Raw genomic sequence first — 19,834 nt, 5'->3', positions numbered from 1 at the left:
GTTACGGCTGATTGCGCATAATCCACTCTGCATGAGCATTTGTAGAAGGTGGCGGATCAGTTGGTGTTTTATTTTGGTTTGTTTCTTTTTCTGCTTGTTCGTTAGAATTAGAACTTGAACTTGAACTTGCATTTGAATCAGGATTTGAGTTGTTTTTTGTAGTTGGATTTTTTGCTTTTTCCCCTAATTCTTTTTCAATTTCGTTACGCACCGTTTCTACACTGATTGGATCTGGAAGGAAGTAATAAATACCGCCTATCTTTTTGTCTTCGCCTTCAAGCTTTAACGTTTGCATTGTAGAAGGATCAAATCCAGAAAGTTTATTGTAAAGAGCAAGTCCGTCTGAAATAGGAATGTCGGTTTTTATATATTTTCCAACGACAGCTGTTAAATCTTTAATTTTAAATACAGTAGAGGTGGAGTTTAGCTTTTGGGCAACAGCGGCTAGTAATTGTCTTTGTCTAGCAGCTCGACCATAATCGCCATTTGGATCTTGCTTTCGCATACGGACGTAAGCAAGTGCTTCTTCACCGTTTAAGTTTTGCTGTCCTTGCTTAAATTGAATTTTTTTGTAGTAATCTACGTCAGAGCGCTCCCAGAAATCGAAGGGTACGTCAACCGTAACGCCGCCGACAGCATCAACGATACCTTTAAAGCCTTGGAAATCAATTTTAAGATAATGGTCTACAGGAACTTTTAGAAAGCCTTCGACAGTTTTGATTGCCATTTCTTCTCCGCCGTAAGCATGGGCAGCGTTAATTTTGTCTTCCTTATTTTTACCAACAATTTTAACTCGAGAATCACGAGGAATACTCATAAGTGAAATCTTTTGAGTTTTCGGATTGACTGTTGCAAACATTAATGAATCTGTACGACCATTTTGACCGTCTGTCGCATAATCTTCTATCCCCATAATGAGAATTGTAAAAGGTTCTTTTGTAATTTCTACATCTTTGTTTCTTAAATCCGATTTTTCACGAGTAAAACCACTATACATCTCCATAAGAGAAGAGTAAGAATTTAACACATAAACTCCTATACTGCCAAATAAAAATGCGAAAATAAGGAAGAAGAAAAGTTTCCTTCTTCGCTTCTTTTTTATTCTGCTATTTTGGAGATGATAATAACGTTCTTCCATATATAATCTCCTTAGTTCGTTAGTTCATTTGTAGGGAAGTAATTCACTACATTAATCTTTGAAGGTGATAAAAGAGTTATGCTTAGATAACATCTTGTTCTAAGTACAACATATCTCCTTCTGTAATTGTACATTTCCCGTTTGTTAATTCAATCATCCAATCTGTGAATGCTTGTTTGCCGTCTTCTTCTACATAAGTATCAAATGTGACATTTTCTAGATAATGTATATCTTTAATGGCATATTTTGAATTACGTAATTCATTTTCTACTTTGCCAAGTAATGTGTAATCAATCTCGGTTTGCATCACACGCATTAGTTTTCGCTGGACAACACCGACATGATTAATGCCTTCGCTTGTACACTTTCCATATGCACGAATTAATCCACCTGCGCCAAGTTTAATGCCACCAAAATAGCGTGTTACGACAACGACGGTATCTTTTAGCCCACGTTTTTTAAGTACTTCTAGCATTGGTACGCCAGCTGTACCGCTAGGCTCGCCGTCATCATTTGCTTTTTGAATATGATCTTGTTCGCCAATTAAATAAGCGGAACAATTATGTGTTGCATTCCAATGCTGTTTTTTTATTTTTTGTATAAATTCTTGAGCCTCTTCCTCAGTCGTTGCTCGGCTAACATAACAAATAAATCTTGATTTTTGAATGACGATTTCGTGTTCGCCGTAGTCTTTGATTGTTAAATATTGTAATAGCACTTGTATACGCCCCTATCTATCAAAATGACTAGTACTTTCCATTTTAAAAGCGAGCCTTTTTATATTCAAACATTTTTTCTAAATAGGCTGAAGTTTTTGGTGAGTATTTTATCTTTTTGTTGTAATTTGTCGAGATGGTGAGTATAATTTCAACCGGCATTTCCCTGTATGGATGCACCATTTGTAGTTTTCGTGTAAAATTAGGAAATAAAACTTTTTATAAGGCAGGTACGAAAATGAAAATAGCTATTGTTACTGATAGTACAGCATATATACCGAAGCAAATCCGTGATGAACTCAATATATATATGATTCCATTAAACGTTGTGTTTGGAACAGAATCTTATCAAGAAGAAGCTGAAATTTCAGCAGATGATTTTTATGTGAAAGTACGTGAACAAGAGGAACTTCCAAAAACTTCTCAACCAGCAATCGGAAAGTTTGTTGAGCTATATGAAGAACTAGCTAAAGATTATGATGCAGTTATTAGTATTCACCTATCAAGTGGAATTAGTGGTACATATCAAACATCGACGACAGCTGGACAGATGGTAGAGGGTATTGATGTATACACGTATGACTCTGAAATTAGTTGTGAAGTACAAGGATTTTATGTGCGTGAAGGTGCAAGGTTAGCAAGTGAAGGAAAGAATCCAAAAGAGATTATTGCTCGTTTTGATGAAATGAAGAAAACGATGGACGCCTATTTTGTAGTTGATGATTTGCATCATTTACAACGTGGTGGTCGATTAAATAGCGCGCAAGCTTTCATCGGCAGTCTGTTACAAGTGAAGCCAGTTTTATATTTTAGAGATAAAATCATTATTCCGTTTGAAAAGATTCGCACACGTAAAAAAGCATTAAAACGTATCATTGAAATTTTTGATGAGCAAGCAAGTGAAGGAGTCCCTATGGAAGCAGTTATCATTCATGCGCAACGTGAAGAGGAAGCGAATGAATGGAAGAAAGAATTAGAAGCAAAATATCCTCACGTCACAATTCGTACAGGTTATTTTGGAGCTGTAATTGGTACGCACTTAGGTGAAGGTGCATTAGGTCTTGGATGGTATACGAAGTAATAAAGATATAAAAAGCTCTCTTTTTAAGAGGGTTTTTTTACGGGTATGTTACGTTTAGTTGACAAGTTAATATTTGGAAATGGTAAAATGTACGTAAAATAAAATAATGAGGAAAGTTTTATAACTTACTTTTTACAAGAAACTATATTATAATAGAAGAGAGGTGAAACATATGGAGCATAATTCTTGTTTATGTCCAAAGTTTGAGTCAGCTTTTACTTTGCTTAGTAAGAAATGGACTGGCTTAATTATTAAATCTTTGCTTGAAGAGTCGAAACGTTTTAGAGAAATCGCAGATATTATCCCAAATATGAGCGATCGTATGTTGTCAGAGCGTTTGAAGGAATTGGAAAGCGAGGGCATTGTAGTTCGTAATGTCTATCCAGAAGTACCAGTTCGAATCGAGTATGGCTTAACTGACAAGGGAAAAGCGTTAGAAAGTGTTATGGATGAGGTCCAAAATTGGGCTGAGAAATGGATGAAGTAGCATTTCATTTGTATTCGTATATTTAATAAAACGTAAGGGATTCCTTACGTTTTTTCTTTGTTTATAGAAGTAAGAAAAGTATATAAATTTCTACACACACATACAAAAATATACGAATTTTGCGCTAGAGCTACATATAATATTACATTTGTTTTACAAAAACGTAACATTAGCAAAAAAAATCCCGAATTATGGTATAAATTTTATAGGTTATATACGGAAAAAGAAAAAAGAAAGCGGTGTAAAAAATAAAATGAAAAAGCTAAAAATGGCATCTTGCGCTTTAGTTGCAGGGTTAATGTTTTCAGGGCTAACACCAAATGTATTTGCAGAAGATAAAATTTCTGACGTGAAATCACAAATTAATACACAAAATGACACTTTACATAAACAACAACAAGAACGTGATGAATTACAAAAACAAATGAATGACTTAAACAAAACAATTCAAGGTTTAGATAAGTCTGTTCAAGAGAATGCTTCAAAGCTTGATGAAACAACGAAAAAAGTTTCTGATACTGAGCAATTAATTGAAAAGAAAAATAAAGATATTGCAGAATTACAAACGAAGATTGCAAAACGTGAAGAGTTATTAAGAAAGCGTTTAGTTGCACTTCAAGAACAACCAAATACGAACGTTGTAACAGAAGTTCTTGTAAACTCTAAAAACGTTGCAGATTTAGTTGATCGTTTAACTTCTGTTTCTAAAATTCTTGAGTCTGATGAAGATATCATGAAAACACAGCAAGAAGACCAAGCTAGTGTGAAAAAAGATGTTGCAACGGTAAAAGAGAAACAAAAAGAATTAAAAGAAGCACAAGTTCAAATTGAAACTGCTAAGAAAGAACTTGACGCTGAAAAAGAGAAAAAAGCAACAGCGGTAAACGATTTAAGCGGTAAAATGGATACAGTTGTAACTTCAATGACAAGTACAGAAGGTCAATTGAAAGAGCTTGAAAAACAAGCATTACAATTACAACGCATTGCCGAAGAAGAAGCGCAAGCAAAAGCTGCACAAGAAGCTGCTGCTCAAAAACAAGCAGAGCAAGCTGCTAAAGCTGCTAAAGCTGCGCAAGCTCAGCCAGCACAAGCACCTGCAGAGCAAGCTGCACCAGCAAACAATGGTGGACAAGCTCAAAAAGAAGAGCCTAAAAAAGAAGAACCAAAAAAAGAAGAGCCTAAGAAAGAAGCACCTAAAAAAGAAGAGCAAAAGCCAACACCAGATCCAAATCCGGCTCCGGGCGTAATTGGTAAGGCAAAGCAATACTTAGGTATGCCTTATGTTTGGGGAAGTGCATCTCCATCAAACGGTGGTTTTGATTGTAGTGGATTCATTTCTTACATTTTTGGTGTAGGTCGTCAAGACGTTGCAGGTTACTGGAACTCAGTTTCTAAAGTAGGTAGCCCACAACCAGGAGACTTAGTATTCTTCCAAGGTACTTATAAAGCAGGTCCATCTCACATCGGTATTTACGTTGGTAATGGTCAAATGATTCATGCTAGTGATAAAGGAATTGCGTACGGTGATATCAACAGCTCATATAACCAAAAACATTTCTTAGGTTACGGTCGATTATAGGATTTATAAAAGAATAAAAAACGTGTATAAAGTCGATAGCTTACTATTTTATAAGTAGGTTATCGGCTTTTTTGAGTTTTTACGGGATTTGAAGAAGGGTTTATAGTAGTGCTGGAGGTGATTGTCGATGCTAGCGGGGAAACAGTTGCTATTAGACGAACTTTCTTCAGATTTACAGAGGGAATTAAATGATTTGAAAAAGAAGGGAGAGGTCGTGTGTGTACAAGGTGTAAAAAAGAAGGCTTCTAAATATGTATGTAAGCGTTGTGGAAATATAGAACAGCGGCTATTTGCGTCGTTTTTATGTAAAAGGTGCAGTAAAGTGTGCACATATTGCCGGAAGTGTATAACGATGGGGAGGGTAAGTGAATGTGCTGTACTTGTTCGCGGGATTGCTGAAAGAAAGAGAGAAAAGAATTTAAATTTGTTACAGTGGAACGGGAAGTTGTCTACTGGTCAGAATTTGGCGGCACAAGGTGTTGTAGAGGCTATTAAGCGAAAAGAATCATTTTTTATTTGGGCTGTATGCGGGGCTGGGAAAACAGAGATGTTGTTTTACGGTATTAACGAAGCGCTTCAAAAAGGAGAAAGAGTTTGTATCGCAACGCCGAGAACGGATGTTGTTCTGGAATTAGCACCGAGATTACAAGAAGTATTTCCATATATAAAGGTAGCGGCTTTATATGGAGGGAGTGTGGATAAAGAAAAAGATGCAGTACTAGTCGTTGCGACCACGCATCAATTATTGCGTTATTATAGGGCGTTTCATGTCATGGTTGTAGATGAGATAGATGCTTTTCCATATTGTGCAGATCAAATGTTACAGTACGCGGTAAAACAAGCGATGAAAGAAAGGGCGGCGCGTATTTATTTAACTGCGACTCCAGATGAAACGTGGAAGCGAAAATTTAAAAAAGGTGAACAAAAAGGTGTTATTGTTTCTGGACGATATCACCGTCATCCTTTACCAGTTCCTTTATTTTGTTGGTGCGGGAATTGGAAAAAAAGCCTCATTCATAAAAGAATTCCTCGAGTTTTACTACAGTGGTTACAAACATACTTAAATAAAAAACATCCTATTTTTTTATTTGTCCCCCATGTGCGATATATAGAAGAGATAAGCCTGTTGTTAAAATCATTAAACAAGCGAATTGAAGGTGTACATGCAGAAGATTCGGGGAGAAAAGAAAAAGTAGCGGCTTTCAGAAAAGGAGAAATCCCATTATTAGTTACAACGACAATTTTAGAGCGAGGCGTAACGGTGAAAAATTTGCAAGTAGCGGTTTTAGGGGCGGAAGAAGAAATATTCTCAGAAAGTGCACTCGTACAAATTGCGGGCCGAGCAGGGCGGAGCTTTGAAGCACCGTATGGAGAGGTCATTTATTTTCACTATGGTAAGACAGAGGCGATGGTGCGCGCGAAAAAACATATTCAAGGTATGAATAAAAATGCCAAAGAACAAGGATTGATCGATTAATGCATTGTTTACTTTGTGATGAGTGTTGTGTAGAAAAGGTTAGTTGGTACAATTTTTTGGTAAAGTGTCATAGAAAATATATATGTGATAGATGCGAGCAGAAACTTTCCTATATTATAGGAGAAATTTGCATGGAGTGTGGGCGGCCTTTAGAATATGTTCCTGCCTCATTTCAAGAAGACGGTATTTGTATAGATTGTCTAAGGTGGATGAAAGAGGGCAAGTATCGTTCTTTTAAAAACCGTTCGTTATATATGTATGATGATGAGATGAAAGAAATAGTAGCGCAGTTTAAGTTTCGGGGGGATGCAGAGTTAGTGCGCATTTTTTATCGTCCTTTTCGAAGTTTATTTCAAAAGTATTTTGCTAATGTTTCAACCGTTATCGCTGTTCCGCTTAGTAAGGAAAGGGAAGTTGAACGTGGTTTTAATCAAGCTGAGTTATTAGCAACTTGTTTACCTGTCAAAATTTCTTATCCATCATTAAGAAGAAGGGAAACAGAAAAGCAAAGTAAGAAGACACGTAAAGAAAGGATGTCAGGAAGCAATCCTTTTTATTTTCAGGGAGAAGAGATATTTTCTGAGCAACATATTTTACTCGTTGATGATGTGTATACGACTGGAATTACAGTTAGGCAAATCGGAAGTTTGTTATATGAAAGAGGGGCAAGGGAAGTATCTAGTTTGACACTTTGTAGAAGTTAATATGGCAGTGTCGAAAGGGATAATAAAAAGGCGATAAGTCTTCTTTGACTTCATATGTTGTCATTCGTTATAGTCAAAATATGGGGCGGATGCCCTGATTTTTAGAGTGAAGGGAATGGAATGAACATGCAAGGAAGAGTGAAATGGTTCAATGCAGAAAAGGGATTTGGGTTTATTGAGCGTGAAGATGGTGACGATGTATTTGTCCATTTTTCTGCTATTCAACAAGATGGGTATAAGTCATTAGAAGAAGGGCAACAAGTAGAGTTTGACATTGTAGATGGAGCACGTGGACCACAAGCAGCTAATGTTGTAAAACTGTAGGAATATTGTTTTTGGGAAGAGAAAGCTGCATTTGTGGCAACGTTATATATATGTAGTAGAACCTCTTGTTTTTCGCAAGGGGTTTTTTGTTATAGGGTAAGTTGTCAAAAAGTTGTTTCTTTTCTGTAACGAATTGTCCACAGTTATATTCGTTATTCACGATGTTAATAGGATAAAATAAAGATAGAAACGATGCATCTTTTCATTTCAACAAAAAACGATAAAAAAATCGCAATTCCACTAATTTTTTTAAAAAAGTTAGAAGGAGTTTTTAAGCCAGTGTCGAAATTATAGGACATAGGCTTGAAAGGAGGAATTCATCTATGAAATTCAACATTCGTGGTGAAAATATTGAAGTAACTCCAGCATTAAAGGAATATGTAGAGAAAAAACTAAGTAAGTTAGAGCGTTATTTTGATACATTCCCAGAGATTAAAGTTAATTTAAAAGTATACTCTGACAAGCAACGTGTCGAGGTAACAATACCATTTACTGATTTATTACTTCGTGCAGAAGAAACTAATAGCGATATGTACGCTGCTATCGATTTAGTAGTTGATAAACTTGAGCGACAAATTCGTAAACATAAAACAAAGGTAAATCGTAAGTTACGTGAGAAAGGTTCTGTGAAAACGAACTTTATCCTTCCAGAAGCAGTAGCTGTTCTGGATGCGGTAGAAGAGGATGAATTAGAACTTGTACGTACAAAACGATTCGATTTAAAACCGATGGACGTTGAAGAAGCGATCCTACAAATGGATATGCTAGGACATAATTTCTTCGTCTTCACAAATGCTGATACAAATGAAACTAATGTTGTATATGGCCGTAAAGATGGGAAATACGGTTTAATCGAAACTAAATAATAATTCGCAAGCGCAGCCGAAATGGCTGCGCTTTTTTTGCTGAAAATAGATTTTTAAAAAACTTTTCTTAATTTAGAACGAGACATTCGGCCGATTGTTGTCATAGTTATAAGACAAGTGTTACAATTATCATTAGGTATATACATTTTAGTTTTTTAATTAGGAGAAAAATTGGCATAACATACATTTGATTTTTACAACGACTGATTGTAATAGAGAAAAAGAAAAACAATCGGAAGTTTTATTTTAATAAAAGAGGAGCGTATTTCCTATGATCGGTATTTTAAAAAAGGTGTTTGATGTAAACCAACGCCAAATTAAACGTATGCAAAAGACAGTTGAGCAAATTGATGCATTAGAGTCATCTATTAAGCCACTAACTGATGAACAATTAAAAGGAAAGACGCTTGAATTTAAAGAACGTCTAACAAAAGGTGAAACAGTAGATGATCTACTACCTGAAGCTTTTGCAGTTGTTCGCGAAGCGGCAACTCGTGTTCTTGGAATGCGTCCATATGGCGTACAGTTAATGGGTGGTATTGCCTTACATGAGGGGAATATTTCTGAGATGAAAACGGGTGAAGGTAAAACGTTAACATCTACATTACCTGTATATTTAAATGCTTTAACAGGAAAAGGTGTTCACGTTGTTACAGTCAATGAATACTTAGCACAACGTGATGCGAACGAAATGGGACAACTTCATGAGTTCCTTGGCTTAACGGTAGGAATTAACTTAAATAGTATGTCACGCGAAGAGAAACAAGAGGCTTATGCTGCTGATATTACGTATAGCACAAATAATGAGCTTGGATTCGATTACTTACGTGACAACATGGTTTTATATAAAGAGCAGTGCGTTCAACGTCCACTTCACTTTGCTATTATCGATGAAGTCGATTCTATTTTAGTCGATGAAGCGCGTACGCCGCTTATTATTTCGGGACAAGCTCAAAAATCAACAGAGCTATACATGTTTGCAAATGCATTTGTCCGTACGTTAGAAAATGAAAAAGAGTATTCATTTGATGTGAAAACGAAAAATGTAATGTTAACAGAAGATGGTATTACGAAAGCGGAGAAAGCTTTCCATATTGAAAACTTATTCGATTTAAAACATGTAGCACTTCTTCACCATATTAATCAGGGGCTTCGTGCACACGTTGTTATGCACCGTGATACAGATTATGTTGTACAAGAAGGCGAAATCGTAATTGTAGACCAATTCACTGGTCGTCTTATGAAAGGTCGTCGTTATAGCGAAGGATTACACCAAGCAATTGAAGCAAAAGAAGGTGTAGAAATTCAAAATGAAAGTATGACGCTTGCGACAATTACATTCCAGAACTACTTCCGTATGTATGAAAAATTATCTGGTATGACTGGTACAGCGAAAACGGAAGAAGAAGAATTCCGTAGTATTTACAATATGAATGTTATCGTAATTCCAACAAACAAACCGATTATTCGTGATGATCGTGCCGATTTAATCTTTAAATCAATGGAAGGTAAGTTCAATGCAGTTGTTGAGGATATTGTAAATCGTCATAAACAAGGGCAACCTATTCTTGTAGGTACAGTTGCAATTGAAACTTCAGAGCTTATTTCAAAAATGTTAACGCGTAAAGGTGTACGTCATAACATCTTAAATGCGAAAAACCATGCGCGTGAAGCAGATATCATTGCAGAAGCTGGTATGAAAGGTGCTGTAACGATTGCAACGAATATGGCTGGTCGTGGTACAGATATTAAGCTTGGAGACGATGTAAAAATCTTCGGTCTAGCAGTTATCGGTACAGAACGTCATGAAAGCCGTCGTATTGATAATCAGTTACGTGGTCGTGCTGGTCGTCAAGGGGACCCTGGTGTGACGCAGTTCTACTTATCAATGGAAGATGAATTAATGCGCCGATTTGGTTCAGATAATATGAAAGCAATGATGGATCGTCTTGGTATGGATGATTCTCAGCCAATTGAAAGTAAAATGGTTTCTCGTGCGGTAGAGTCTGCACAAAAACGTGTTGAAGGAAATAACTATGATGCACGTAAGCAGCTATTACAATACGATGATGTACTTCGTCAGCAACGTGAAGTTATTTATAAGCAACGTCAAGAAGTAATGGAATCGGAAAATTTACGTGGCATTATTGAAGGTATGATGAAATCTACAGTAGAACGTGCTGTTGCGCTTCATACACAAGAGGAAATTGAAGAGGATTGGAACATTAAAGGTCTTGTTGACTACTTAAATACAAACCTTCTTCAAGAAGGAGACATAAAAGAAGAAGAATTACGTCGCCTTGCTCCTGAGGAAATGAGCGAACCGATTATCGCGAAATTAATAGAGCGTTACAACGACAAAGAAAAGCTTATGCCAGAAGAGCAAATGCGTGAGTTTGAGAAAGTTGTTGTATTCCGCGTTGTAGATACGAAATGGACAGAGCATATTGATGCGATGGATCACCTTCGTGAAGGTATTCATTTACGTGCTTACGGTCAAATTGATCCACTTCGTGAATACCAAATGGAAGGATTCGCGATGTTCGAGTCAATGGTTGCTTCTATTGAAGAGGAAATTTCTCGTTACATTATGAAAGCTGAAATTGAACAAAACTTAGAACGTCAAGAAGTTGTTCAAGGTGAAGCTGTTCATCCATCTAGCGATGGCGAAGAAGCGAAGAAAAAGCCAGTTGTAAAAGGTGACCAAGTGGGCCGCAACGATTTATGTAAATGTGGTAGCGGTAAAAAATATAAAAACTGCTGTGGTATTGTTCAGTAATATAGGGCGGTAGCTTGGCTGCTTTGCAAACTTTTATATCAAAAATGTATAATTAAGAAGAATTAAACTCTCTCCGTAATAAGTGGAGAGAGTTTCCCTTGTTTTCATACGAAAGTAACAGCAATTACATAGAGGTGAAGGAAATGGAATTAGTAGAAATTAGACAGGAATTAGAGAAAATGGCTAAGCGATTAGCGGCTTTTAGGGGGTCTCTTTGACCTCCCTACTAAGGAGAACCAAATTGCAGAATTAGAAGAAAAAATGATGGGCGCAGGATTTTGGGATGACCAACAAGGCGCACAAGTTGTAATTAATGAAGCGAATGCGTTAAAAGATATGGTTGGAAGTTTCCGTCAGTTAGATGAGACGTTCGAAAATTTAGAAGTAACGCATGAACTTTTAAAAGAAGAATATGATGAAGATTTACATGAGGAATTAGAATCAGAAGTAAAAGGCTTAATTCAAGAAATGAATGAGTATGAGCTTCAGTTACTATTAAGTGATCCTTATGATAAAAATAATGCAATTTTAGAATTACATCCAGGTGCAGGTGGAACTGAGTCACAAGACTGGGGTTCTATGTTATTACGTATGTATACACGTTGGGCTGAAAAACGTGGATTTAAAGTAGAAACGGTTGACTATTTACCAGGTGATGAAGCTGGTATTAAGAGTGTAACTTTATTAATTAAAGGTCATAACGCTTACGGTTACTTAAAAGCAGAGAAAGGTGTACATCGTCTTGTACGTATTTCACCATTCGATTCTTCAGGTCGTCGTCATACATCGTTTGTATCTTGTGAAGTTGTACCAGAGTTCAATGATGAAGTTGAAATCGAAGTACGTACAGAAGATTTAAAAATTGATACGTACCGCGCAAGTGGAGCGGGTGGGCAGCACGTAAATACGACAGATTCAGCAGTTCGTATTACACATACACCGACAAATACAGTTGTAACGTGTCAATCAGAGCGTTCACAAATTAAAAACCGTGAGCATGCGATGAAGATGTTAAAAGCGAAATTATATCAAAAGAAACTAGAAGAGCAGCAGGCACAATTAGATGAAATCCGTGGGGAACAAAAAGAAATCGGATGGGGTAGCCAAATCCGTTCTTACGTATTCCACCCGTATTCTCTTGTAAAAGACCACCGTACAAATACGGAGGTTGGTAACGTACAAGCAGTTATGGATGGAGAGATTGATCCATTTATTGATGCTTACTTACGTTCTCGCATCTAATAAGCGAAAAAAAGCCAACAAAATTGTTGGCGCATGCTGAGGATATAGAGGATATAAGGCATTTGATTTTATTTTTATAGATGAAGTAAAGAGGAAGAGAAGTTGGAAACGACAACTTCTCTTTTTGATGGGATTATATGTAGATTACAATGCTGTATATTGTTTTGTAAAAAGTAGAGAATAGTAAAATAGAGCGGTAATAGGGTGAAGATTTATATAGAACTTTTCTAATTTTCCTTTTAAAAAGGATTCTTTATAGAAGTTTTTTAAGTTGTTCACAGAATTGAAACAACTTATGAAAGCTTTATTTTATCAAGGTTCTCACTGTATTTTTGAGGAATATGAAATACACCTTAGTTTTTCTATATAAAGATAATGCTTATAATGAAAATGAGTGTGTTAGGAATAAAAAGAATATCAACAATGGGGAGCGATAGAAGTGAAAAAGAAATTGTTGGCTATTGCGCTAGGGACATCGGTTGTTTTTGCTTTAGGAGCATGTGGAAATAAAGAAGAGAGTAAGTCTTCGAAACAGTCTGCAAGCACAGACAGCGCAGAACAAATTTTCCAAAGAAGTTGTGCTGGATGTCACGCAACAGATTTATCAGGGGCAACTGGACCTGATTTAAGAAAAGTAGGCGGTAAGTACGACGCCGCAGATATCGAAGAGATTATTAAAAAAGGCCGCGGTTCAATGTCACCAGGACTTATTCAAGGTGAAGATGCGAAAAAAGTATCTGAATGGTTAGCAGAACATAAATAAAAAAGGTGAAATGGACGAGTTGATAATATAGTCAACTCGTTTTCCTTTTTCTGGGATGTAACATAACTGTAACAAAAATGTATCCAAATTGGAAACCGTTTGATGTTACAATGGGGTTTGTAGAATTTTGCTGAAATATATTACATAGAGTGGTATTGCTTATGAGAAAGCATAAGTAAACTACCTTCAACAAGGATGAATAAGTGAAAATGAAGGATGTCTTTTATTTTCAGATGTACAGAAAAGTATTTCGAAAAAAATCATTAAGTATTGGGTGATAAATAATGATAAAAATGACGAATGTTTATAAGGAGTACCCGAATGGTATGAAAGCCATTGCTGGTCTTACAGTTAACATTAAACAAGGTGAATTCGTATACGTAGTTGGACCGAGTGGAGCCGGAAAATCTACATTTATTAAAATGATGTATCGTGAAGAGAAACCATCTACAGGATCTATTAATGTAAATGGACTTACTATCGAAACATTGGCAGAAAGAGACGTTCCGTATTTTCGTCGTCAATTAGGCGTAATTTTCCAAGATTTTAAATTGCTACCTAAATTAACGGTATATGAGAATGTTGCGTTTGCTTTAGAAGTAATTGAAGAAGAACCGGATGCAATTCGTGAGCGTGTAACAGAAGTTCTAGGTCTTGTAGGCCTTGAAGATCGTGCAGATGCACTTCCAAGTGAGCTTTCAGGTGGGGAGCAACAACGTGTTGCGATTGCAAGAGCAATTGTAAATCGACCAAAGGTTGTAATTGCCGATGAGCCAACAGGTAACTTAGATATTGAAACAGCTCTTGATATTATGAAGATTTTTACTCGCATTAATGAGCGTGGTACAACGATCGTTATGGCGACGCATAATGCAGATATCGTAAATACAATCCGTCATCGTGTAATCGCGATTGAAGGCGGAAAAATTGTTCGAGACGAGATTGAGGGAGGATACGGATATGAAGGCTAAGACCCTTAGTCGACATTTGCGAGAAGGTGTAAAGAATCTATCACGTAACGGATGGATGACGTTTGCTTCTGTTAGTGCAGTAACAGTTACATTATTACTTGTAGGTGTCTTTTTAACAGCGATTATGAATATGAACCATTTTGCGACAAAAGTAGAGCAAGATGTAGAGATTCGTGTACACATTGATCCAGCTGCGAAAGAAGCTGATCAAAAGAAATTAGAAGAAGATATGAGTAAGATTGCAAAAGTAGATTCTATTAAATATTCTTCTAAAGAAGAAGAGTTAAAACGTTTAATTAAAAGCTTAGGTGATAGCGGAAAAACGTTTGAGTTATTTGAACAAGATAACCCACTTAAAAACGTATTCGTTGTAAAAGCAAAAGAACCAACAGATACAGCGACAATCGCGAAGAAAGTTGAAAAAATGCAGTTTGTCAGTAATGTTCAGTACGGAAAAGGGCAAGTTGAACGATTATTTGATACTGTAAAAACTGGTCGTAACATTGGGATTGCGTTAATTGCTGGTCTTTTATTCACAGCGATGTTCTTAATCTCTAATACAATTAAAATTACAATTTATGCTCGTAGTACAGAAATTGAAATTATGAAACTTGTTGGTGCAACAAACTGGTTTATTCGTTGGCCATTCTTGCTAGAGGGATTATTCTTAGGAGTATTAGGATCAATTATTCCAATTGGCCTAATTCTAGTTACGTATAATTCGTTGCAAGGTGTGTTTAACGAAAAACTTGGCGGCACAATTTTCGAGCTTCTACCATACAGTCCTTTCGTATTCCAATTAGCTGGTTTACTAGTGTTAATCGGTGCTTTAATCGGTATGTGGGGAAGTGTAATGTCAATTCGTCGCTTCTTAAAAGTATAAAAAGTTGCAAACATAATTCGTACAAGCTTATCATATAGTAGAAATAGGTAAAGGCATCACACACTGTGTGATGCCTTTTGCTACACCACCTGTGTGTTTTGGAAAGGGGAATTCCGCATTGAAACGTAGAGTTGCAATTATTGGAATGGTTGTTGCATTTTTAATTGGTGCTGGCGGAATGTTTGCAGGCATGTCTGTATTTGGGGTTAACCCAGCAGAAGTAACGCAAACAATTTCGAGTGGGAATGCTAGCACTGCGCAAGGGAATTTGGCAAAAATTAATGAGGCGTATGCACTAATTGATTCACGTTATGTGGAAGACGTGAAAGATGAAAAGTTAGTTGAAGGTGCAATACAAGGTATGTTGTCTACGCTGAAGGACCCTTATTCCACGTATATGGATAAAGAAACAGCCAAACAGTTTAGTGAATCGCTTGATCCTGAATTAGAGGGGATTGGGGCTGAGGTGAACAAGACGGACGATAAGCTTATTATCGTATCGCCAATTAAAGGTTCACCAGCAGAAAAGATAGGAATTAAACCGAATGACCAAATTTTATCTGTAGATGGAAACAGTGTGAAAGACTTATCACGTGAAGAAGCAGTATTAAAAATTCGTGGTAAAAAGGGAACGACTGTCGCAATTGAAATTAAACGTGCGGGAGTAACTGATCCGATTGTATTTAAAATTAAGCGTGAAAAGATTCCAATCTTTACAGTGTTTAGTTCTGTGAAGCAAGAGAGCGGAAAAGATATCGGTTATATGCAAATCACTTCTTTTGCTGAGAATACAGCGAAAGAATTTAAGGATCAGTTAAAAGAGTTGGAAAAGAAAAATATAAAAGGCTTAGTTATTGACGTGCGTGGTAATCCTGGTGGCTATTTAAATAGTGTAGAAGATATACTAGGGGAAATTATGACGAATAAAAAGCCAATGCTACAAGTAGAGCAGCGAAATGGTGAGAAGAAGAAATTCTCTACGGAACTGAAAGAGAGAAAACCATATCCAATTTCAGTATTAATTGATAGTGGAAGTGCTTCTGCTTCAGAGATTTTAGCGGGTGCGCTGAAAGAAGGAGAAGGATACGATTTAATTGGTGAAAAAACATTTGGTAAAGGTACTGTCCAGCAAGCTGTTCCATTTAAAGACGGCAGCAACATTAAATTAACGATGTTTAAATGGTTAACGCCGGATGGGAACTGGATTCATAAAAAAGGAATCGCGCCAACAGTAGAAGTGAAGCAACCAAATTATTATCATGCGACACCAATTCAAATTGAAAAAACACTTTCATACAATTCAAATGATGTACAAGTAAAACATGCTCAAGAAATGCTTAAGAGCTTAGGGTATGTACCAGGTCGTGAAGATGGATACTTTAGTAAAGAGACAGAATCGGCGCTGAAAGCATTCCAAAATGCGAATGAGATGGAAGCGACAGGACAGCTTGATAAAAAGACAGCTGAAGCGATTCAAACTAAAATTATCGAAAAAATCCGTTCTGGAGAAAATGATCTACAATTACAGTCAGCATTAAAATTAATGGCAAAATAAGAAAAAATACAGGCAGTTTGCTGCCTGTATTTTTTTGTGTTAAACAAACGTTTGTTTAGTTATGATAATATAAAAAGAAAGAATGATATAAATGGTGGTGAATGAGTTCGTGGAGGCGTGGATTTTTGAAATAATGCGGGCAGTTGGACGTTTTTTCTTACACCCTGCTGTCTATATATTTGTAATAAGTAGTATCTTCGTTGGATACTTACGTATGTTAAGAGAACGAAAAGATTTTTCTTTTAAAGTTTATGATATTTGGTTTGAACTGCGAACCTCTCTATTTGCAGGGATTGGATACGGATTAGTAGTATCTATTATTACGATTGGGCTTGGACTTGTTGTTTCTAAAGCAAGCTTATGGGCTATTTTAATTTGGACATTAATATTTGGATTAACGGCTATGTATCGATATTTATCGGCAGCTTATACATTTAGCATTGCGATTGTATGTGTTCTATTATCTTCTAAGCTACCAGTTCCCTTCTTACAGCTTCGAGAAGGTGAAGAGAGTACCGTTGTATCCCTTGCTATTTTACTAGGCGTTATGCTTATTGTAGAAGGTTTATTGATTTCTAAAAATGCAGTAGGATACTCTACACCGAAGATTAGGAAGGGGAAGCGTGGATTAAAGATTGGTTTACACGAATCAAAGCGTTTATGGATCGTTCCTATTTTTATTCTTGTACCGGGTGATGCGGTAACGCAGTTTATTTCATGGTGGCCTGTCGTTTCAATAGGTTCAGGTACATATTCTCTATTCCTCGTTCCATTTTTAATTGGATTTATGAGAAAGATTAAAAGTTATGAGCCGACGGAAGCTTTATTATTTACAGGAAGACGTGTTTATGGATTAGCAGGACTCGTGCTCGTTTTAGGAATCGCAAGTTACTGGTGGCACGTACTTGCAATTATCGCGATGGGAGTCGCGATGCTTGGGCGTTTCACAATTTCGATGCAAGAGAAAATTGCCGATGAAACAAGACCAGCTTATTTTGCTGCACGCAATGATGGGCTCGTTGTACTAGATACAATTCCAAATACAATTGGAGCAGAGCTAAAATTACTGCCTGGAGAAATTATTACGAAAGTAAATGGAGTCATTCCAAAAAGCGCCGAGGAATTTTATGATGCGCTTCAAACGAAGACGACAGGAGCATTTTGTAAATTAGAAGTATTAGATACAAATGGTGAGCTTCGTCTTGCACAAACTGCATTATATGCTGGTGGACATCACGAATTAGGTATTGTATTCGTTGAGCAGGAGCATGAGTGGGATTCGGAAGCGATGTAATAGAAGTGAGGGTGTCACCTATAGGTGACACCCCTTTTTTGTGTGTGAGTGGTGATGGCAGTAGCAAATGAAATTTATATCGACTTTTCGGCAAAAAAACAACAACTAGCGTAAAGCTTATTTTCAGTTTCATAGACGGATAACTTGAATAATTATTTGATAATGGTTATCATTTAGGGAGTCTTTTTAATTTTGGAAAATGGAGGTAAGATATGCTACGTAAATTTTTTTCTTACTATAAACCGTATAAAGGTTTATTTATACTCGACTTTTCTTGCGCAGTTGTCGCAGGGTTACTAGAACTTGGCTTCCCGCTTATCGTAAATCAATTTATTGATAAGTTATTGCCAGGACAAAACTGGACGCTTATTTTATGGGCTTGTTTCGGTTTACTTGCAGTGTATATATTAAATGCAGGCTTACAATATGTCGTTACATATTGGGGACATATGCTTGGTGTTAACATTGAAACGGATATGAGGCAGAAATTATTTGATCATATTCAAAAGCTATCATTCAGATTTTTTGACAATAATAAAACAGGTCATCTAATTTCACGCCTTACAAACGATTTAATGGAAATTGGGGAAATTGCTCATCATGGACCAGAAGATTTGTTTATCGCTATTATGACTTTAGTTGGGGCATTCTCATTTATGATGATGATTAACTGGAAGTTAGCGCTATTAACGTTCTTCGTTATTCCATTCTTATTATGGTTGGCGCTTTACTTCAATAAAAAAATGACAGGTACGTTTAGACGTTTATTCTCAGATGTTGCTGATTTTAATGCATGCATTGAGAACAATGTAGGGGGCATTCGCGTTGTACAAGCATTCGGAAATGAAAAGTTTGAGAAAGAGCAATTTGCTGTTAACAACGCTCGTTTCCGTACAACGAAATTAATGGCGTATAAAATTATGGCTTTAAATTCATCGATTAGTTATATGCTCATGCGTCTTGTAACGCTCTTCGTATTAATATGCGGTACATGGTTTGTTCTGCAAGGAGAATTAACATACGGTGGATTTATCGGATTCGTTCTATTAACGAATATTTTCTTCCGTCCAATTGAAAAAATTAACGCGGTAATCGAAAGCTATCCGAAAGGAATCGCTGGTTTTAAAAGGTATGTAGAGCTTCTTGAAACAGAGCCTGACATTGTAGACTCTAAAGATGCAATGGAAGTTAAGCAGGTACATGGTGATATTCAATATAACAACATTACGTTCGGATATGAAAATAAAGAACCGATTTTAAATGACATTAGTTTGAACATACATGCAGGTGAAACTGTTGCGTTCGTTGGACCATCAGGAGCAGGGAAAACGACGTTATGTAGCCTATTACCACGTTTTTATGAGCAATCATCTGGATCAATTCAAATTGATGGTATTGATACGAAAGATATGACATTATCTTCACTTCGTAAGCAAATTGGAATTGTGCAGCAAGATGTGTTCTTATTCTCAGGAACAATTCGTGAAAATATTGCTTACGGAAATTTAAAGGCGTCAGAAGCTGAAATTTGGCAGGCAGTAAAACGTGCGCAGTTAGAAGACTTAATTTACTCACAACCAGACGGTTTAGATACCGTTATCGGTGAGCGTGGTGTGAAACTTTCTGGTGGACAGAAGCAGCGTCTAGCGATTGCTCGTATGTTCTTGAAAAACCCGCCAATTTTAATATTAGATGAAGCGACTTCCGCATTAGATACAGAGACGGAACTAGCGATTCAAAAATCACTGGCTGAACTATCTGTCGGTCGTACAACATTAGTTATTGCTCATAGACTTGCAACGATTAAAAATGCAGATCGAATCGTCGTTGTAAATAAAGACGGTATTGCAGAACAAGGTTCACATGATGAATTAATTGAGCGTGGCGGAGGATATAGTAGGTTATACGAAGCTCAGTTTAGTTCGTAAATATAATTTATACTGAATTAGTGCACCATAAGTAGGTAAAAATCTCA

17 protein-coding genes are annotated in these 19,834 nt (G+C 36.6%); 15 read left to right on the top strand and 2 right to left on the bottom strand.

What is annotated here, in order from left to right; all coding sequences use genetic code 11:
• Nucleotide 1: 1 nt before the first annotated feature.
• Both AC241_RS25770 and AC241_RS25765 read right to left on the bottom strand, forming a co-directional pair.
• A complete protein-coding gene (locus tag AC241_RS25770) occupies nucleotides 2-1,138 on the bottom strand; it encodes an LCP family protein (protein WP_050844718.1) in 1,137 nt (378 codons plus the stop codon).
• 82 nt (nucleotides 1,139-1,220) lie between these two features.
• On the bottom strand, nucleotides 1,221-1,856 hold the full coding sequence (locus tag AC241_RS25765) for a YigZ family protein (protein WP_016079727.1): 636 nt from the start codon (nucleotides 1,854-1,856) through the stop codon (nucleotides 1,221-1,223).
• A gap of 236 nt (nucleotides 1,857-2,092) precedes the next feature.
• On the opposite strand from AC241_RS25765, the gene AC241_RS25760 reads away from it, so the two are divergent.
• The 15 genes from AC241_RS25760 to AC241_RS25685 all read left to right on the top strand — a co-directional run bounded on the left by AC241_RS25760 (nucleotide 2,093) and on the right by AC241_RS25685 (nucleotide 19,787).
• Entirely contained in the window at nucleotides 2,093-2,935 is an 843-nt protein-coding gene (locus AC241_RS25760; RefSeq protein WP_050844717.1) for a DegV family protein, read from the top strand.
• Between the two features lie 172 nt (nucleotides 2,936-3,107).
• Nucleotides 3,108-3,422 carry a winged helix-turn-helix transcriptional regulator gene (locus tag AC241_RS25755; RefSeq protein WP_000400857.1) on the top strand — a complete coding sequence of 105 codons (315 nt, stop codon included), beginning with the start codon at nucleotides 3,108-3,110 and terminating at the stop codon, nucleotides 3,420-3,422.
• A gap of 148 nt (nucleotides 3,423-3,570) precedes the next feature.
• Nucleotides 3,571-5,001, top strand: coding sequence for a C40 family peptidase (locus AC241_RS25750; RefSeq protein ID WP_050844716.1), 1,431 nt, complete (start codon nucleotides 3,571-3,573; stop codon nucleotides 4,999-5,001).
• Between the two features lie 127 nt (nucleotides 5,002-5,128).
• Nucleotides 5,129-6,478, top strand: coding sequence for an ATP-dependent helicase ComFA (comFA, locus tag AC241_RS25745; RefSeq protein ID WP_048564233.1), 1,350 nt, complete (start codon nucleotides 5,129-5,131; stop codon nucleotides 6,476-6,478).
• Nucleotides 6,478-7,182 carry a ComFC family protein gene (locus tag AC241_RS25740; RefSeq protein ID WP_050844715.1) on the top strand — a complete coding sequence of 235 codons (705 nt, stop codon included), beginning with the start codon at nucleotides 6,478-6,480 and terminating at the stop codon, nucleotides 7,180-7,182. Before comFA ends, AC241_RS25740 begins: the two co-directional genes overlap by 1 nt.
• Before the next feature lie 126 nt (nucleotides 7,183-7,308).
• On the top strand, nucleotides 7,309-7,506 hold the full coding sequence (gene cspC, locus AC241_RS25735; RefSeq protein ID WP_001990088.1) for a cold shock protein CspC: 198 nt from the start codon (nucleotides 7,309-7,311) through the stop codon (nucleotides 7,504-7,506).
• 323 nt (nucleotides 7,507-7,829) lie between these two features.
• Nucleotides 7,830-8,372, top strand: a complete 543-nt coding sequence (gene hpf, locus AC241_RS25730; protein ID WP_000671193.1) for a ribosome hibernation-promoting factor, HPF/YfiA family — start codon at nucleotides 7,830-7,832, stop codon at nucleotides 8,370-8,372.
• 271 nt (nucleotides 8,373-8,643) lie between these two features.
• The gene (secA, locus tag AC241_RS25725; protein WP_050844714.1) at nucleotides 8,644-11,151 is read left to right on the top strand and encodes a preprotein translocase subunit SecA; all 2,508 of its coding nucleotides are present in this window, start codon (nucleotides 8,644-8,646) and stop codon (nucleotides 11,149-11,151) included.
• A gap of 143 nt (nucleotides 11,152-11,294) precedes the next feature.
• Nucleotides 11,295-12,393, top strand: a protein-coding gene (gene prfB / locus AC241_RS25720) for a peptide chain release factor 2 (protein ID WP_096001455.1) whose coding sequence is annotated in 2 segments (ribosomal slippage) — nucleotides 11,295-11,366 and nucleotides 11,368-12,393 — 1,098 coding nt in all. Because the reading frame shifts where the segments join, the coding sequence is not laid out codon by codon here.
• 439 nt (nucleotides 12,394-12,832) lie between these two features.
• Nucleotides 12,833-13,156, top strand: a complete 324-nt coding sequence (gene cccB / locus AC241_RS25710) for a cytochrome c551 (protein ID WP_000727971.1) — start codon at nucleotides 12,833-12,835, stop codon at nucleotides 13,154-13,156.
• Nucleotides 13,157-13,440: 284 nt separating this feature from the next.
• The gene (ftsE, locus tag AC241_RS25705; protein WP_080117069.1) at nucleotides 13,441-14,127 is read left to right on the top strand and encodes a cell division ATP-binding protein FtsE; all 687 of its coding nucleotides are present in this window, start codon (nucleotides 13,441-13,443) and stop codon (nucleotides 14,125-14,127) included.
• A complete protein-coding gene (gene ftsX, locus AC241_RS25700) occupies nucleotides 14,117-15,010 on the top strand; it encodes a permease-like cell division protein FtsX (RefSeq protein WP_000645028.1) in 894 nt (297 codons plus the stop codon). The genes ftsE and ftsX overlap by 11 nt, the downstream gene beginning before the upstream one ends.
• A 118-nt stretch (nucleotides 15,011-15,128) precedes the next feature.
• Nucleotides 15,129-16,565, top strand: a complete 1,437-nt coding sequence (locus tag AC241_RS25695; protein WP_080990861.1) for a S41 family peptidase — start codon at nucleotides 15,129-15,131, stop codon at nucleotides 16,563-16,565.
• A 91-nt stretch (nucleotides 16,566-16,656) separates the two neighbouring features.
• Entirely contained in the window at nucleotides 16,657-17,859 is a 1,203-nt protein-coding gene (locus AC241_RS25690) for a PDZ domain-containing protein (protein WP_050844712.1), read from the top strand.
• Between the two features lie 212 nt (nucleotides 17,860-18,071).
• Nucleotides 18,072-19,787 carry an ABC transporter ATP-binding protein gene (locus tag AC241_RS25685; protein ID WP_050844711.1) on the top strand — a complete coding sequence of 572 codons (1,716 nt, stop codon included), beginning with the start codon at nucleotides 18,072-18,074 and terminating at the stop codon, nucleotides 19,785-19,787.
• Nucleotides 19,788-19,834: the final 47 nt, after the last annotated feature.

Source organism: Bacillus thuringiensis (assembly GCF_001182785.1).
Classification (GTDB): domain Bacteria; phylum Bacillota; class Bacilli; order Bacillales; family Bacillaceae_G; genus Bacillus_A; species Bacillus_A thuringiensis_S.
Note: the sequence above shows the minus strand (reverse complement) of the source record. Positions and strands in the feature narration are given on the sequence as shown.

Bases quoted from the DNA above. Each gene is read 5' to 3' on its own strand.
- AC241_RS25770 (WP_050844718.1), bottom strand. From the start codon at position 1,138: ATGGAAGAACGTTATTATCATCTCCAAAATAGCAGAATAAAAAAGAAG.
- AC241_RS25760 (WP_050844717.1), top strand. From the start codon at position 2,093: ATGAAAATAGCTATTGTTACTGATAGTACAGCATATATACCGAAGCAA.
- AC241_RS25755 (WP_000400857.1), top strand. From the start codon at position 3,108: ATGGAGCATAATTCTTGTTTATGTCCAAAGTTTGAGTCAGCTTTTACT.
- comFA (WP_048564233.1), top strand. From the start codon at position 5,129: ATGCTAGCGGGGAAACAGTTGCTATTAGACGAACTTTCTTCAGATTTA.
- AC241_RS25740 (WP_050844715.1), top strand. From the start codon at position 6,478: ATGCATTGTTTACTTTGTGATGAGTGTTGTGTAGAAAAGGTTAGTTGG.
- cspC (WP_001990088.1), top strand. From the start codon at position 7,309: ATGCAAGGAAGAGTGAAATGGTTCAATGCAGAAAAGGGATTTGGGTTT.
- hpf (WP_000671193.1), top strand. From the start codon at position 7,830: ATGAAATTCAACATTCGTGGTGAAAATATTGAAGTAACTCCAGCATTA.
- secA (WP_050844714.1), top strand. From the start codon at position 8,644: ATGATCGGTATTTTAAAAAAGGTGTTTGATGTAAACCAACGCCAAATT.
- ftsE (WP_080117069.1), top strand. From the start codon at position 13,441: ATGATAAAAATGACGAATGTTTATAAGGAGTACCCGAATGGTATGAAA.
- ftsX (WP_000645028.1), top strand. From the start codon at position 14,117: ATGAAGGCTAAGACCCTTAGTCGACATTTGCGAGAAGGTGTAAAGAAT.
- AC241_RS25690 (WP_050844712.1), top strand. From the start codon at position 16,657: ATGGTGGTGAATGAGTTCGTGGAGGCGTGGATTTTTGAAATAATGCGG.
- AC241_RS25685 (WP_050844711.1), top strand. From the start codon at position 18,072: ATGCTACGTAAATTTTTTTCTTACTATAAACCGTATAAAGGTTTATTT.